12 protein-coding genes are annotated in these 15,541 nt (G+C 32.8%); 6 read left to right on the top strand and 6 right to left on the bottom strand.

Features of this window, described 5'->3' with window-relative positions:
• Window positions 1-1,125: a DegT/DnrJ/EryC1/StrS family aminotransferase gene (locus CKL_RS05010; protein WP_012101392.1), complete on the top strand. Its 1,125-nt coding sequence runs from the start codon at window positions 1-3 to the stop codon at window positions 1,123-1,125.
• 61 nt (window positions 1,126-1,186) lie between these two features.
• On the opposite strand, the gene CKL_RS05005 is transcribed toward CKL_RS05010, so the two are convergent.
• A complete protein-coding gene (locus CKL_RS05005; RefSeq protein WP_012101391.1) occupies window positions 1,187-2,065 on the bottom strand; it encodes a LysR family transcriptional regulator in 879 nt (292 codons plus the stop codon).
• A 359-nt stretch (window positions 2,066-2,424) separates the two neighbouring features.
• On the opposite strand from CKL_RS05005, the gene CKL_RS05000 reads away from it, so the two are divergent.
• The 5 genes from CKL_RS05000 to CKL_RS04980 all read left to right on the top strand — a co-directional run bounded on the left by CKL_RS05000 (window position 2,425) and on the right by CKL_RS04980 (window position 8,923).
• On the top strand, window positions 2,425-3,291 hold the full coding sequence (locus CKL_RS05000) for a sugar phosphate isomerase/epimerase family protein (protein ID WP_012101390.1): 867 nt from the start codon (window positions 2,425-2,427) through the stop codon (window positions 3,289-3,291).
• A gap of 48 nt (window positions 3,292-3,339) precedes the next feature.
• Window positions 3,340-5,262 carry an oxidoreductase gene (locus tag CKL_RS04995; protein ID WP_012101389.1) on the top strand — a complete coding sequence of 641 codons (1,923 nt, stop codon included), beginning with the start codon at window positions 3,340-3,342 and terminating at the stop codon, window positions 5,260-5,262.
• Between the two features lie 41 nt (window positions 5,263-5,303).
• The gene (gene aroE / locus CKL_RS04990) at window positions 5,304-6,173 is read left to right on the top strand and encodes a shikimate dehydrogenase (RefSeq protein WP_012101388.1); all 870 of its coding nucleotides are present in this window, start codon (window positions 5,304-5,306) and stop codon (window positions 6,171-6,173) included.
• A gap of 100 nt (window positions 6,174-6,273) precedes the next feature.
• Entirely contained in the window at window positions 6,274-7,482 is a 1,209-nt protein-coding gene (locus tag CKL_RS04985) for an MFS transporter (RefSeq protein ID WP_012101387.1), read from the top strand.
• A 136-nt stretch (window positions 7,483-7,618) separates the two neighbouring features.
• A complete protein-coding gene (locus tag CKL_RS04980) occupies window positions 7,619-8,923 on the top strand; it encodes an MFS transporter (RefSeq protein ID WP_012101386.1) in 1,305 nt (434 codons plus the stop codon).
• A 162-nt stretch (window positions 8,924-9,085) separates the two neighbouring features.
• Here CKL_RS04980 and CKL_RS04975 read toward each other — a convergent pair whose 3' ends face one another.
• The 5 genes from CKL_RS04975 to aroD all read right to left on the bottom strand — a co-directional run bounded on the left by CKL_RS04975 (window position 9,086) and on the right by aroD (window position 15,345).
• Window positions 9,086-9,856, bottom strand: coding sequence for an alpha/beta hydrolase family protein (locus CKL_RS04975; RefSeq protein WP_012101385.1), 771 nt, complete (start codon window positions 9,854-9,856; stop codon window positions 9,086-9,088).
• A gap of 209 nt (window positions 9,857-10,065) precedes the next feature.
• The gene (locus CKL_RS04970) at window positions 10,066-11,184 is read right to left on the bottom strand and encodes a D-glucuronyl C5-epimerase family protein (RefSeq protein WP_012101384.1); all 1,119 of its coding nucleotides are present in this window, start codon (window positions 11,182-11,184) and stop codon (window positions 10,066-10,068) included.
• Between the two features lie 241 nt (window positions 11,185-11,425).
• Window positions 11,426-13,426 (bottom strand): oxidoreductase, encoded by a 2,001-nt coding sequence (locus CKL_RS04965; RefSeq protein ID WP_012101383.1) that lies wholly within the window; start codon window positions 13,424-13,426, stop codon window positions 11,426-11,428.
• 112 nt (window positions 13,427-13,538) lie between these two features.
• Window positions 13,539-14,411, bottom strand: a complete 873-nt coding sequence (locus CKL_RS04960) for a shikimate dehydrogenase (protein ID WP_012101382.1) — start codon at window positions 14,409-14,411, stop codon at window positions 13,539-13,541.
• Between the two features lie 166 nt (window positions 14,412-14,577).
• Window positions 14,578-15,345 (bottom strand): type I 3-dehydroquinate dehydratase, encoded by a 768-nt coding sequence (aroD, locus tag CKL_RS04955; RefSeq protein WP_012101381.1) that lies wholly within the window; start codon window positions 15,343-15,345, stop codon window positions 14,578-14,580.
• Between the last annotated feature and the right edge of the window lie 196 nt (window positions 15,346-15,541).

The raw sequence follows: 15,541 nt of genomic DNA, 5'->3' as shown, positions 1-15,541 counted from the left end.
ATGAAAGTTGATTTTTATACTCCTAAAAGAGAATATAATGAAAAAAAAGAGGAGTTTAACAAGGCTATACAAAATGTTTTAGAAAAAGGAAACTTTATATTGGGGGAAGAAGTTTCAAATCTTGAAAGAGCCATAGAAGAATATACTGGTGCAAAACATGCTATTTCTGTAGCTTCGGGTACAGATGCTTTAGTCATATCCTCTGATATACTAGGCTTTAAAAATGGTAAAGAGGTAATAACTTCACCTTTTACATTTCTTGCATCTACCTCCTGCTTAGTTAAACATAATGCAAAACCTGTTTTTGTAGATATAGATGAGGATACCTTTAATATTGATACAGATAAGATTGAAGAAAAAATAAATTCAAATACTAAAGGTATACTACCTATACATTTATTTTGTCAAATGTCAGATATGGATAAAATAATGGATTTAGCTTCAAAAAATAATCTTAGTGTACTTGAAGATGCTGCCGAAGCCTTCGGTATGAAATGGAAAGGAAATAACAGTACTACCTACAAACATTCAGGTACCCTAGGAGATTTAGGGGTATTTTCTTTCTTTCCCACTAAGACATTAGGTGGTTATGGAGACGGAGGTATGATAATTACAAATAATTCTGATCTAGCTGAAAAAGTGAAAATGTTCAGAGTTCATGGAGCCTCGAAAAAATACCACTATGATTATATAGGCTATAATTCAAGACTTGATACAATTCAAGCTGCATTATTGCTTGTCAAATTGAAATACATTGACAATTCCATAATAAAACGTAATATAGTCTCCAACTGGTATAAAGAAAGGCTAAAAAGTATTCCTTACATAAAAATTCCTAAAATTAAAAATGATCAACATCCAGTATATTATGTATTTAATATACTCACAGAAAAAAGAGATGAGCTCTGTGCGTATTTAAAAGAGAAAGAAATTGGCTGCAGCATATATTATCCTATCCCCCTTCACCTCCAAAAGTGTTTCAGCTATCTTGGACATAAGAAGGGAGATTTTCCTGTATCGGAAAAAATATGTGAAGAAATACTGGCACTACCTATATATCCTGAAATATCAGAAGAGGAAGTAGACTTTGTATGTAATGCTATAAAAAGCTTTTATAAAAAGTAGAATTAATCTGAAAACTAGCCATAGTTTATATTTTCATGGCTAGTTTTTAAATTAAGTATTTTCACTTTGTATATTCTATAACAAAATTTTTAAATTTTTGAACTACCGGTGTGGAATATTTATCTTTCACTACTGCTAGATAAAACTTCCTCTCCCAACTGGGACTTAGTATTTGAATAACTTTTAAATCCATGGAATTAAGCATAGGCATATTAGGGCTTACTGCTATACCAAAATTTTTAGAAACCAGTCCTGCAACTACCTGATCCTCTTCAACTTCATAAGCAATTTCAGGCAATTTACCAATTTGAGCAAATAAATTATCAATTATTGGCCTAAGACCACTTTTTTTAGTAAAAAATATATAAGGATATGAAATCGTATCTATCAAATCTATGGCATCTCTATCAGCTAAAGGATGATTACTTGGAACAATCAATACAAGTTCTTGCGTTGCAACTGGTATAAACTCTATACTTTGCTCTTCTTCTATCTTAGAACAAAAAGCAATATCGTATTTTCTAGATTTAAGTCCTTCTATAATATCCCCTGTCACACCTGTGTGAAAGTGAAATTCAATAGACTTTTCCTTGTTTTCTTGTAAAAAATCCCTGGTAATCTTCGGCACAAAGTCCGTCCCTAAAGTACGAAGAAAAGCAAGTTCAACAATACCTTCCCCATTTCCAATCATTTTTAACGTTTTCACACTGGAGTCTAAAATTTCCAATGCCTTCTCTACATCGGTCAAGAATATTTTTCCATATTTTGTAAGCACTACATTCCTGCCGTCTTTTTCAAATAAGGAAACTCCAAGTTCTTTTCCTAGTAGAGCTATAGCATGACTTAAACTGGGTTGCGTAATCATTAATTCCTCTGCAGCTTTAGTATAATGTTCCAAATGTGCCAGGGTTACAAAATAACGCAAATGATATAAATTCAATTTAGTACACCACTTTCATAATACATCTATATTACTAGTACCAATTATAACAGGAACTATATATAAAATCTATAGATTATTAGAATATTATCAATTTGTTTTTGTTAAATTTATATCATATAATAAACTCATAGTTCTGATGAAATCGATTAGTAATAAAATTTAACTTACATATATTTCTTTAAATTATCATGCAAAATATATAATTTAAGTTAAAAACACGATTTTGAGAACTTAAAAAGATTGACAATTAATAGCACATAAGCATCTTATTCTGATGTCTTTAGGTAATTTTTATCTAAAATGATTAAAATTACAAGCTATCATAATTATCTTAACGAAAAGGAGAATAATATATTATGGAAAAAAAGATTAATACAAATTCATATCCACCAATTACAATAAGTTCATATACACTGGGAACTGAGGTGTTATTTAGAGATAGAGTTAAAGCCGCAGCAAAGGTTGGATTTGATGGTATAGGTTTACGTGCTGAAAATTACGTAGATGCTAAAAAAGAAGGCTTAACTGATGAAGACATGCTGGCAATACTTGATGAATATAAAATAAAAGTCACCGAAGTTGAGTATATAACTCAGTGGGGTACTAAAGAAGATAGAACTAAACAGCAGCAGGAAAAAGAACAAACAATATACCATATGGCACACCTTTTTAATGTAAAACACATTAACTGCGGGCTAATGGAAAAACTTTCCGATGAACAAATTGCAACTGCCCTTGGAGAACTTTGTGATCGAGCAGGAGACATTATGATAGGTCTTGAATTCATGCCGTACAGCGGAGTTCCTGATTTAGCTTCTGCATGGCGTGCAGTTAAAGCATGCAGCAGAAAAAATGCCATGCTTATTTGTGATACATGGCACTGGGCCAGAGCAAACCAGACTTTTGACATGATTAAATCTGTTCCTGCAGATAAAATAGTTTCAATACAAATCTGTGATGTTCATGACAGACCATATCCTAAAAAGATATTGAGGGATGAATCAATGCATGACCGTCTGTTCCCAGGAGAAGGTTATGGGGATACTGTAGGATTTGTACGCATGTTAAAAGAACACGGGGTATGCCCTAGAGCCATAGGTGTTGAGACAATATCAGATCCTATTGTGGAAAAGGGAATTGAATATGCTGCCCAAGGTGCCTTTAAATCAGCAAAAAAAGTTTTAGATGAAGCATGGCCTGAAGTATCTGAACATTTAAAATAATGAAATAAAAATTCCATAAATTAATTTTGGGAAAGGATGATTCTTTTTATGAAATTTAAATCTATGTTTGAACCAATAAAAATTGGTCCAATAATAGTACCAAATCGTTTCGTAGTTTCACCTATGGGTAATAATTTTGCCAATACAAATGGTTCTATGAGTGACAGATCCTTAGCTTATTACAGCGAACGTGCCAAAGGAGGATTTGGATTAATTACCTTTGAAGCCACAGTTGTAGACAAGAAGGCAAAAGGTGGTTTCCGTAAACCATGTTTATATGATGACAGTACCATAGAAAGTTTTAAAGGTGTTATTGATGCCTGCCATGAAAATGGTGCTAAAGTATCCATACAGCTTCAACATGCCGGACCTGAAGGTAATGCAAAGGCTGCAGGCTATCCTATAAAATCTGCATCTTCAATTCCTTCAGCAGTAGGACGTGACATCCCTATGGCAATAACTACTGAAGAACTCTATGAATTAATAGGGTTATACGGTGATGCAGCTCTTCGTGCAAAGAAAGCCGGAGCTGATGCAGTTGAAGTGCATTGTGCCCATGGATATTTAATTAACAGCTTTCTTTCACCAAGAACAAATAAACGTGTAGATGAGTTTGGTGGATGCTTTGAAAATAGAATGCGTCTTCCTCGTCTCATCATTGAAAACATACGTAAAAAAGTAGGACATTCCATAGCAATTATTTGTCGTATCAATAGTTCTGATGAAATGCCGGGAGGACTTGATGTACATGACAGCGCAACAATTGCTGCCTATCTGGAAGACATTGGTGTAGATGCTCTCCATGTTTCTCGTGCCGTCCACCTTCGTGACGAATATATGTGGGCGCCTACAGTGCTGCATGGAGGATTCAGTGCAGAGCTTGCTACAGAAATTAAACGTGCTGTAGATATTCCGGTTATTACTGTAGGACGTTTCACAGAGCCCCATTTTGCAGAACTTCTAGTTCGTGAAGGACGATGTGACCTGGTGGCTTTTGGACGTCAAAGCCTTACAGATCCTCATACACCTAATAAAGCTTCCGCAGGCCGTCTGGATGAAATGCTTCCATGTATCGGCTGTTTACAAGGATGTGTTCCAAACATGTATCAGGGAAAACCAATCACCTGTCTTGTTAATCCATGTGTAGGTAGGGAGTCCGAACTTAAACCTGCCAAAGCCAGTAAGAAGGTAACGGTTGTAGGCGGAGGAGTGGCCGGCATGTACACGGCCTGGATATCTGCTCTTAGAGGCCATGAAGTGACATTGTTTGAAGGCAGTAATATCCTTGGAGGACAGATGAGACTTGCAGCTTACCCTCCTGGAAAAGGAGATCTTACAAACATGGTCCGCAGTTATATCACAAAATGCAGACAATATGGAGTAAAGATAAAAATGAATACAAAAGTCACCAAAGAGCTAATAAAAGAAGAATCACCGGATGCAGTAATTATTGCAACAGGTGCAACTCCTCTTGTACTTCCTATTCCAGGTATAAATGATTCAGGACTGATTCACGCAGTGAATCTCCTTGATGGCAAAGAATGCTGTGGGGAGAAGGTTCTTGTAGTTGGCGGCGGAATGGTTGGATGTGAAACTGCAGCTTTTCTTGGGGAACAGAACCATGATGTCACTGTTATTGAATTCCGTGATAAAGTTGGAGCAGATGTAATCCCGGAACATAGAAAGTTCTTAATGGAAGATTTCCAAAAATATAATATCAAGACTATCACTGGAGCAAAGGTTACTAAATTCTTTCAAGGCGGTGTTGAATACAGTTTGTCAGAAGATAAAACAGATAAAATAGATGGTTTTGATTCAGTAGTACTTGCCATGGGATCCAGATCCTATGATCCTCTAAGTGAAGAAGTGAAAAAAACTATAAAGGAAACCTATGTAATAGGTGATGCAGTAAAAGCACGTAGAGCATTAGATGCCACTACCGAAGCCTTTGAGATAGCAATAAAATTATAGTTAACACCATACTAAATAAAATGAAATCAGGAGGTTATGACATGAAAAATGATATTTCAGGAAAAACAGGTTTATTAGGCTTAATAGGTGATCCGGTAGATCATTCTAAATCACCGGTTATGTATAATTACGGCTTTGAAAAATTAAATCTGGATTATGTGTATTTAGCTTTTCAAGTTCCCCTTGAAAAAGTACCCGACGCTATTACTGCCATAAAAACTTTTAAAATGAAGGGTTCAAATGTAACCATGCCATGTAAAAGTGAAGTAGTTAAATATATGGACGAGTTATCCCCTGCTGCACGTATTATCGGAGCAGTTAATACCATCGTCAATGACAATGGAAAACTAACAGGCCATATCACAGATGGAGTTGGATTTGTACGCAGCTTGAAAGAAGAAGGTGTAGAAGTAAAAGGTAAAAAAATAACTATTATGGGTTCTGGAGGCGCTGCCACAGCTATCCAGGTACAATGCGCTTTAGATGGCAGCAAAGAGATTTCTATTTTCAATATAAAAGACAACTTTTATGAAAGAGCCCAGAAAAATGTTGAAACTATAAAAAAAGAAGTTCCTGACTGTACTGTAAATTTATATGACTTAAATGATACAGAGAAACTTAATGAAGAAGTTGCATCAAGTGATATTTTAATTAATGCGACACTTGTTGGAATGCACCCTAATGAAGATGAAAGTAATATAAAAGATACAAGCATTTTTAGAAAAGAACTGGTTGTAGCAGATACAGTATACCATCCAAAGAAAACAAAATTTTTAAAGGGTGCAGAGGCTGCTGGCTGTAAAATAGTAGGCGGCTTGGGAATGCTTCTTTGGCAGGGAGCAGAAGCTTTTAAATTATATACTGGTTTAGAAATGCCTGTAGATGAAATTAAAGAATTATATTTTAAATAAGAAATTTACATTTTAACAATGAGGGAGATGGATTTTTACTTCCATTTCCCATTATTAAATAAATTTATACTTTAAAAGATATCACTGAAAGGAGAAAAAAATGAATAACAAAAAATACTATCCTACCGCACTAGCATTATATTTTACTTATTTTGTACATGGTATTGGAGTATCCATCCTTGGACAATATAAACAAAATTTTGCAGGTACCTGGGGTGCAAAAACACTAGCTGATGGTACCTTTGATGTAAGTGTAGTTCTTGCTGTTATTGCTGCTTTAGGTCTAGGTCGTCTAATTACGCTTCCTTTTTCAGGACCTATTTCCGACAGATTTGGTAGAAGAATTTCCGGACTAATTGGAATGGCTTGTTACGCTGCTTATTTTATAGGCATTGTATTTTCGCCAAATCTATATGTTGCTTATGCTTTTGCACTAATTGGAGGTGCTGCTAACTCTTTCTTGGATACCTGTGTTACTCCATCCTGTTTAGAAATATTCGTAAATTCAGGTGACGTAGCTAATATGTTTACAAAATTCTCTATATCTATAGGTCAGTTTGTACTTCCATTTATAATTGGTTTTGTTGCAGTAAGTCAGATGTCTTATAAAACTATTTTCCTTGTAGTAGCTGTATTTATCATCATAGATGCTATTTTAATTGCATTTATGCCATTCCCTCCTATGAATCGTGCTGATGATTCAAAGGGAAATGCCGTTAAACCTATAAAAGAAAAAATGAAATTTACACCGGTTAGTATAGCAATAATTTGTATAGGTTTTACATCTACATCCACTTTCCAATTATGGTTGAATTGTAATCAAGAATTAGGAAAGCTTTACGGAATGGTTGATCCTAGTAAAATTCAGTCATTCTATTCACTGGGAACCATGACCGCTATATTAGTAACTGCATTTTTAGTGAAAAAATTTATTAAACCAGTGAGGATTCTGGCTATTTACCCTACAATTGCTACAATCATGCTTATAATTTTATACTTTGTACAAACACCTACCATCTGTTTAATAGGAGGCTTTGTACTTGGATACTCTGCAGCAGGCGGTGTACTTCAATTAGCTGTATCTACAGCAAACTCAATGTTCCCGACAAATAAAGGTAAGATTACATCTATTGTTATGATTTCATCTAGTATAGCAAACTATGTTATTTTAAATATCGCTGGAGTTATCACAAATGCTGGAGGCGTATATGGACCTAAATATGTAATTTTATTCAATATAGTAATTACAGTAATTGGTATTCTACTTGCATTATATGTGAATAGACACTCCATTAAAGAAGCATTATAATACTATAATTAAACAATTTAGAATATAAGTAAACTTCTTAGTTATAAAGACCTCATATACTATATTTAATAGAATTATCATCACCTATTATTAAAACTAATGTATAGGTTTAATTCTAAATGGGAGGGATAAAATAATGAGAAAAAACATTATAAATGACTTAGAAAGTAAACCTACCGGAAAAAGGTGGTTTATACTTTTCTTAGTATGTGCAATAACTTTTATAAATTATTTAGATAGAGCCAATCTTTCTGTAGCTGCTCCATTTATATCAAAAGAATTTATGCTTGATCCGGCTAAAATGGGACTTATATTTTCTGCTCTAAGCTGGTCATATACCGTTATGCAGATTCCAAGTGGGTGGTTTCTAGACAGATTAGGTCCTAGGCTAGTATACGGAGTTGCCCTTTGCGGATGGTCTGCTTTTACTGGAATTGTTGCTTTCACTTTTAATTTTACCAGTATGATATTCTGTCGACTTGGACTTGGATTTTTCGAAGCTCCGGCTTTTCCTGCAAATGGTCGTATTGTGACTACATGGTTCCCTTCTAAAGAAAGAGGTTCAGCCATCGGTGCCTATACTGCCTCTGAATATGTAGGTCTTGCCCTTTGTACCCCCATCCTCACCTGGCTTTTAGTAACTTTTGGTTGGAGAGTCATATTCATTGTTACAGGTATACTCGGACTTTTATTTGCTTTTATTTGGTTCACCCATTATAATGATCCTGCTCACTCAAAAGGCATTAACAAAGAAGAACTTGAGCTTATCAAAGAAGGTGGAGGTCTTTCTGATACAGTATCGGAACAAAAGAAAATTACTAAAAAAGAAATAAAGTATTTATTCACCAGCCGCCAATTATGGGGAATGTACATAGGAGGCTTTGCTATAACTGCCATATTGTTCTTTTTTATGACCTGGTTTCCTTCCTATCTTGTAAATGAAAAAAATATGGCTATATTAAAAGTTGGAATCTATGGAGCTCTGCCTTACCTTGCAGCAATTGCCGGAGTTCTCGTAGCCGGTAAATGGTCAGACTGGATGATATCAAGAGAATTAGGACTTGGACTTTCACGTAAACTTCCTGTTATTGTGGGGCTATTACTATCTTCTGTAATCATGGTAGCTAATTATACCACAAATGTTAACGTTGTTATTACATTCATGTCCATATCATTTTTCGGGCAAGGTATGGCATCAGCTATTTCCTGGGCATTGTTATCTGAAATAGCTCCTAAGGATCTTGTGGGTTTATGCGGAGGTACTTATAACTTTGTAGCTAATATGGGTGGTGCCTTATCCCCTGCTATAGTTGGTTATTTAATTTCAAGAACTGGTTCTTATTCATCTGCATTAGTTTTTGTCTCTTGTATGGCCCTTATAGGAGCATTATCCTATATATTTATCATAGGAAAACCTAAACGTATTATAATTCCTAACTAATTTATTCTACTATACTTAAGTTAATGTAAAATGACAACTAATATTTACACACTAAAAATTCCCCAGATATTTATGGAGTTTTTAGTGTGTATTATTTTTGTCCTAAATACTAAACTTTTCTACTATTTTTTGATACTTTATGTAATATATCCATTGAATTTTTTAGAGTATATATGCCTTTACAAATTTTACTATTTGTTTAACCAATTCTTCATAGTATTCTGGGTTGGAATAACAGTGATCTGATCCCTTAATAAATTTTAATTTAGCTCTACCTCCCAATAATTGCTGAATTTTTTTTGCATATAAAGGATGTACAGACTTATCTTCTGTACCATGAACTATAAGTGTATTTCCCTGCATATCTTTTAAATAATCAAAAACCCTATAATTAAATGCATCCTCTATGGCTTTTTCACTAAGTATATTATTTTCAAAATTTATATATCCCTTTTCTAAAAATTCATATAATCTATCCCCTGTAGCTTCTGAAATAAATATGTCATACATATTAAATCCAGCACTCATAAGTATAGAATTTTTGATTATATTAGTATAAGTAGAAGCAATTACTACGGCAATTGTGGCACCCATACTGAACCCTAATATATTTATATTACCTTTATCAATATAATCAAGAGAACTTACAAATTGTAGTACTTTCTTACAATCTTCCACTTCTGAGGATATGGTAACATCCTTAAAATCCCCATCACTTTCTCCACTTCCCATAAAATCAAATCTAATAGAAGCTATATTAAGTTTTTCCAAGGTTCTGGCCATTTTCACAAACATAAAATTATGCCCCAATTTATTTCCCATAAATCCATGACAGAAAATTATGCATGGAATTTTGTCTGATATACCAGGTCTATTTATAATTCCCCTTATACTTCTATTTTGTTCATCTTTTATTTCAAAATTCTCAACCATATAAACCCCTCTTCCATAATGCTATTTTAAACATTATATTTAAATAATATCTATACTTATTTTATATATAAAATGTTTTATTTTACAATACTTTATATACAAAAATTTGATTTTTATTAAGATTTCACGGAAAAATATAATAAAAATATGCCTCCTAATACTGTATATTTAAGAAGACATATTTCTTTTATATTACCCTTAATAATTTTCTATTCTCTTACATAGGAAATCCACATATCTCTTATATTCTTAAAATAATGGTCTTTTGTAATATTATAAAGTACATTCATCTGTTCTATATGCACCGAATGATAAAAATCCGAACTGCTCGGTTTTGATTTCTTTACAACATGATGAAGATCATAAGCTGTAAATTCCCCTATATCATAATAAGGTATAATGAGTTTCAGGCTATTCAGCCCTTTATCCCAGTACTCTCTCGCTATATTGCTGTAATATATATTCCCTGGACAATTTACATTGCTCCAGTCATATAGACCAATTAAAGTAAATATAAATCCATTTAAAGTATAGGTAGAAGTTGAATTTACATACTGCTGGAAAAACACTTTGTCTTTAAGTCTGTCATCCAATGTTTCTAGATTATCCATTACTCCGCCTTTAGAAATAGGCGTAAGCAAATATTTTAAAACTCTCCCTCCAGAGTTTAAATATTTTACATCTTTAGTTAAATTATAGGCCCTGGCAAATAAGCTCAATGCCTGACCTTGTGACATACTAGAAGTCCATCCCACATCTAAAGGTTCATAGTGATGGTATTTAAATTCATACCGAAAAGAACCATCCTTTTTTATATTATCTATTAGAAAATCTGCTGCATTTAAAAATTTCCCTTTATCTTCTTTATTATCAATATATCTATCATATAGCCATAGACCATATTGACAGACAGTTACCGTATTATAGTAAAATTCATCATTGTACTTTACCATGGGTATGCCTTTAGAGTCAAATTTAAAATGATCCGATTCAACATAAACCCAATCCTGCTGAACATTGAAATATTTTTTAAAGGTATCATAATCCTTATATAAAAAATAACTGCATTTATTATCCTTATAATATTTTTTCCCATTTTCACATACTTCCATGAAATCAGGTGAAAATGAATACTGTTTTGAAACAGGTGCTTTTTGCTCAGCTAATAATCTACATACCCTTGCTTCATTTATAATATGAACAGGCAAAGATTTATCTTCTATGATTTGATTATATCCTCTTATTGCCATAGAATATTTTTTATTATTGTGAGCTTTCTTACTTCTTTTTAACATATTTACCTTTTCTTTTAAAAATACCTCACCCACCTTCAGAAGCGCCTACTGCCCTAGTTCCTTGAAATATCATAAAAATTAAAATTATAACCATAGATGTAATCTTAATAAAAATATTTTTCCCTATAATCTTCATAGATTATAAATTTCTCCTCTCTCCGCAGTGACTTTACATAATATTTTAATATTATCTTCTACTATGAAAGAATATATTCTAAAAAAATAAAAAAACTCTAACTTAATTGAAAATTAGAGTTTTTTTATTTCACCCATACTATAATATAGCGTTTATCTTTTCTAATGCAAGAATAATATCTCTTCCCTCTTTAACTCCATCTATTATCTTTCTTGCCCTAAAACTATCTCCTATATTAATTATTTCCACATTTTTATCTTGGAAATGCTCTTTTAACTTTTCTAATCCCTGATTTTCAGCTCTCATCCCAAGACATACAAAGCCATAATCAAAATTCATAACTATTTCATTGTCATCTTTTTTTACTTTAAAATGGTCTGATGCTACTTCTGTAAGAGCTGTATTTGTATTTACGTTAACATTGTACTTTTTTATAATCTCTTTCACAGAAATCTTAGTAATTACATCCAAGTCTTTTCCAATCATAGGCAGCATTTCAACCATGGAGGTCTTTGCTTTTCTTTCAGAAAAGAATTCTACAACATCTAACCCCACTGCTCCTCCACCAATAACTACTACCTTTTTACCATCAAAATTTACATTTTCAAATTCATGTATTCTGTTCAACAATCCAAATATAGAATATAATTTTCCTCCTTCTTTATCAATATTCTCTAATAAGCCCTTTATAGGTGGAAGTAAGGGTTTTGAACCTGTGGCATTTACTATAATATCCGGCTTTACAATATCTATTAATTTAACATTACCTTCAGTATCAGTAAATATGGTTAAATTGTTTAACTTCTTAGCTCTTTTAATTAAATACTCAGGAAAATAAGAAACTCTATATTTATCTGGAAACTTTGAAATCTCTTTTGCTAGTCCACCTAAATAAGGTTTTTTTTCAAACAGAAAAGTATTACATCCCAATTCTGCTGCTGTACAAGCTGCTTCTAGGCCGCTAGTTCCCCCTCCGATGACTACTACATTAGTTTGTCTTTTTACTTTTCTATTTTTATATTCATCCTCATATATAGTATCAGGATTAACAGTACATCTAATTGGTCTGTTTAATCCTATTCTATGGCCTGCACATCCAATATTACAGGATATACATTTTCTAAGCATATCTTCTTGTCCATTTTTAACTTTCAATGCCCATTTAGGTTCAGCAATTAATCCTCTTCCCATTCCTATTAAGTCGGCCTTTTCTTGAGTTAATATTTCCTCAGCCACTTCCGGATTTCTTATATTTCCTGTTGTAATAGTTGGTTTATGGAACTTCTCCTTTACAGCTTGAGACATATATGAACGCCATCCATCTTCAAGATCCATCTTATCTATCTGATATTGTAATGAGTCATTTAAAGCTGCAGATACATCAAAAATATCCACTTCATCATCCAAATATTCTAATATTCTTAATGTATCTTGCAGAGTATTCCCCCCTTGTATAAGCTCATCTGCACTAACTCTTAGTATTATAGGAAACATAGCTCCTACTTCTCTTCTTACACTATCAATTATCATTCTCCCAAATCTAGCTCTATTTTCAATATTTCCACCAAATTCATCTCTACGTTTATTATAAATTGGTGATAAAAATTGACTAATTAAATAGGAATGTCCTGCATGTATTTCTACTGCATCAAAACCAGCTATCTGAACTCTTTTTGCTGCCTTGGCATATTCTTCAACTATATCTAATATTTCTTTCCTTTCCAAAGGCCTTGGAATTGAACCTCCGGTTTTAGATGGAATATTGGAAGAAGATACAGGCTGACACCCTATTCTGTCTGGTACAGCAGAAGCTCCTGAGTGATTAATCTGCATTGCTACATTTGCACCATATTTGTGTAACCTTTCAGTTAGGTTATATAAAGCAGGTATAAAGCTGTCATGATCTATTCTAAGCTGTGTTGTTCCATTTGACCCTAATGGAAAATCTACTGCAGCATTTTCCACAATTATCAATCCTGTTTCCCCTTTAGCCCTTTGTTCATAATATTTAATATGCTCTTCCCTTATTTCTCCATTTTGTCCTGCATAATTGGTACCCATAGGGGGCATAACTATTCTATTTTTTAATACCATATTTTTTACTTTTAACGAACTAAAAATATTTTTATATTTTTTCATCTTTATTCCTCCAGTATCAAGTGATTCATATATTTATACAATCAATTGTAAGTGCAATATATATAGATTTTTTCTATATATATTGCATGACCATTGCTAAATATTTCAAAAATTAATATTCAATATTTAATACTTTTTTCATGTGTTCAATAGGCATATCCTTTCCCATCCATAATTTAAAAGCAGCAGCTCCCTGGAATAACATCATACCCAAACCGTTCATAGTTCTACATCCAGCTTTCTTAGCCATTTTCAATAATTCTGTTTCTCTTGGTTCATAAACAGTATCTGTCACAATTAAATCAGGTCTAAAAAAGTTTATATCAGGAATATATGTTTGTCCCTCTAAAGGTTTCATTCCAACTCCAGTTGCATTTGCAAATAAATAGCTATCTGCAATTTCTTTCTTTAGTTTATCCAAATCTGCCAAATCATATAAAGTTGCCTTACATTTAGTTCTTTCATTAATATCTTTTACTGTTTTTTCCCCTCTTTCGAAAAATTTATCTTTCCGATTGAATATTGATATTTCAGCCACACCATCCAAAGCAGCCTGTATTTCAATTGCTGTAGCTGCACCACCTGCTCCTGCAACCGTGATTTTCTTACCTATTATATCAATTCCTGCATCTTCTAATGATTTCATATATCCAATTCCATCTGTAATATGTCCAGTTAGCACATTATTATCGTTTACAATTGTATTAACTGCGCCACAAAGTTCTGCAGCCTCTGATAACTTATCAAGGTACTTATGCACCACAGTTTTATTAGGCATTGATACATTAGAGCCACGTATTTTCATTGCCCTAAATCCCTTTATAGTATCTTCTAAATCCTCATTACCAACCTCAAAAGCAAGATAAGCATAATCCAAACCTAATTTTTGAAATGCCTCATTATGCATCTCAGGTGAACTTGAATGCCTGATTGGATATGCAATTAATCCTATAAGTTCTGTATGTCCTGTAATTTTTTGAGTCATAATAAATCTTCTCCTTTTAATTTAATTTTTATATTTTATTTATGCTTGCCAATTGCTGGCTTAATATTATATAATAGTGTTACAATATATGAACCCTATCCCCTTGTTTTAATTGGTTTGTTTGGTCACTTACTATGCTAAAACATTTGGATGGGTTTTTATACATTTATCTATATGCACTAATAAGCTTAAGCACCTTATATAACTCATTTACTTCTAATTGTCCTGGAGCAGATGCAGCTTTAGCAGAACCAAAAGTCAATGCTGATCCAAAAGTTTCACCTGCCAAACGGGTAATAACACCAAGAGTTCCCATAGACATAGTAATAATTGGAGTATCATTATGTTTACATTTCATTTCGCAAGTAGCACTTAAAAGTTCAAGTACATCTTTTGTACTACAGGGCATTACTGCTATCTTAGCTATATCTGCACCTAACTGCTGCATCCTGCACATTCTTGATATTAACTCATCTTTATGAGGAGTTTTGTGAAAATCATGATTTGACATAATTACCTTTATATTATATTCATGAAGTTCTTCTACAATTTTTTTCACTGCTTCATCTTCTGCTGCAAATAATTCAATATCAATCATATCAGTATTTCCAGTAGCTGCAATTGCTTTATTAAGCTCTATATAATATTCCAGACTGATTTCCCTTTTTCCGCCTTCCTTAGCAGTTCTAAAGGTCACTAATATAGGAATATTATTTAGATTTTTTCTCATTTTTTGTAAAAGCTTCTTTACTTTTTCAACCTCTTCTACATACTTATAATAATCAATTCTCCATTCTACAATATCAAGTTTAGTTGTTTTTACACCAGCTATTTCTTCCATTATTTCCTCTTCATTAGATCCTACAAGTGGAACTGCAATCTTAGGAATTCCTTCACCTAATTTTACGTCTCTTATTTTAACTATACTTCCCATTTTTAATTTCCCTTTCTAGAATTTAAATATTTATTTCAATATGGCCCATTAATTTCAAGTGACTTTTACATCTATATCACTAATATTAAAATAAGCTAAATACCATACTATTTATAATACTTAAAGTATTATAAATAGTATCATACCAATAAACAACTTAGTTACTTTTTTAACATACTATGCTTATATTATAATC

The sequence above is a fragment of the Clostridium kluyveri DSM 555 genome, assembly GCF_000016505.1.
GTDB classification, from domain to species: domain Bacteria; phylum Bacillota; class Clostridia; order Clostridiales; family Clostridiaceae; genus Clostridium_B; species Clostridium_B kluyveri.
Note: the sequence above shows the minus strand (reverse complement) of the source record. Positions and strands in the feature narration are given on the sequence as shown.

Bases quoted from the DNA above. Each gene is read 5' to 3' on its own strand.
- CKL_RS05010 (WP_012101392.1), top strand. From the start codon at position 1: ATGAAAGTTGATTTTTATACTCCTAAAAGAGAATATAATGAAAAAAAA.
- CKL_RS05000 (WP_012101390.1), top strand. From the start codon at position 2,425: ATGGAAAAAAAGATTAATACAAATTCATATCCACCAATTACAATAAGT.
- CKL_RS04995 (WP_012101389.1), top strand. From the start codon at position 3,340: ATGAAATTTAAATCTATGTTTGAACCAATAAAAATTGGTCCAATAATA.
- aroE (WP_012101388.1), top strand. From the start codon at position 5,304: ATGAAAAATGATATTTCAGGAAAAACAGGTTTATTAGGCTTAATAGGT.
- CKL_RS04985 (WP_012101387.1), top strand. From the start codon at position 6,274: ATGAATAACAAAAAATACTATCCTACCGCACTAGCATTATATTTTACT.
- CKL_RS04980 (WP_012101386.1), top strand. From the start codon at position 7,619: ATGAGAAAAAACATTATAAATGACTTAGAAAGTAAACCTACCGGAAAA.
- CKL_RS04975 (WP_012101385.1), bottom strand. From the start codon at position 9,856: ATGGTTGAGAATTTTGAAATAAAAGATGAACAAAATAGAAGTATAAGG.
- CKL_RS04965 (WP_012101383.1), bottom strand. From the start codon at position 13,426: ATGAAAAAATATAAAAATATTTTTAGTTCGTTAAAAGTAAAAAATATG.
- CKL_RS04960 (WP_012101382.1), bottom strand. From the start codon at position 14,411: ATGACTCAAAAAATTACAGGACATACAGAACTTATAGGATTAATTGCA.
- aroD (WP_012101381.1), bottom strand. From the start codon at position 15,345: ATGGGAAGTATAGTTAAAATAAGAGACGTAAAATTAGGTGAAGGAATT.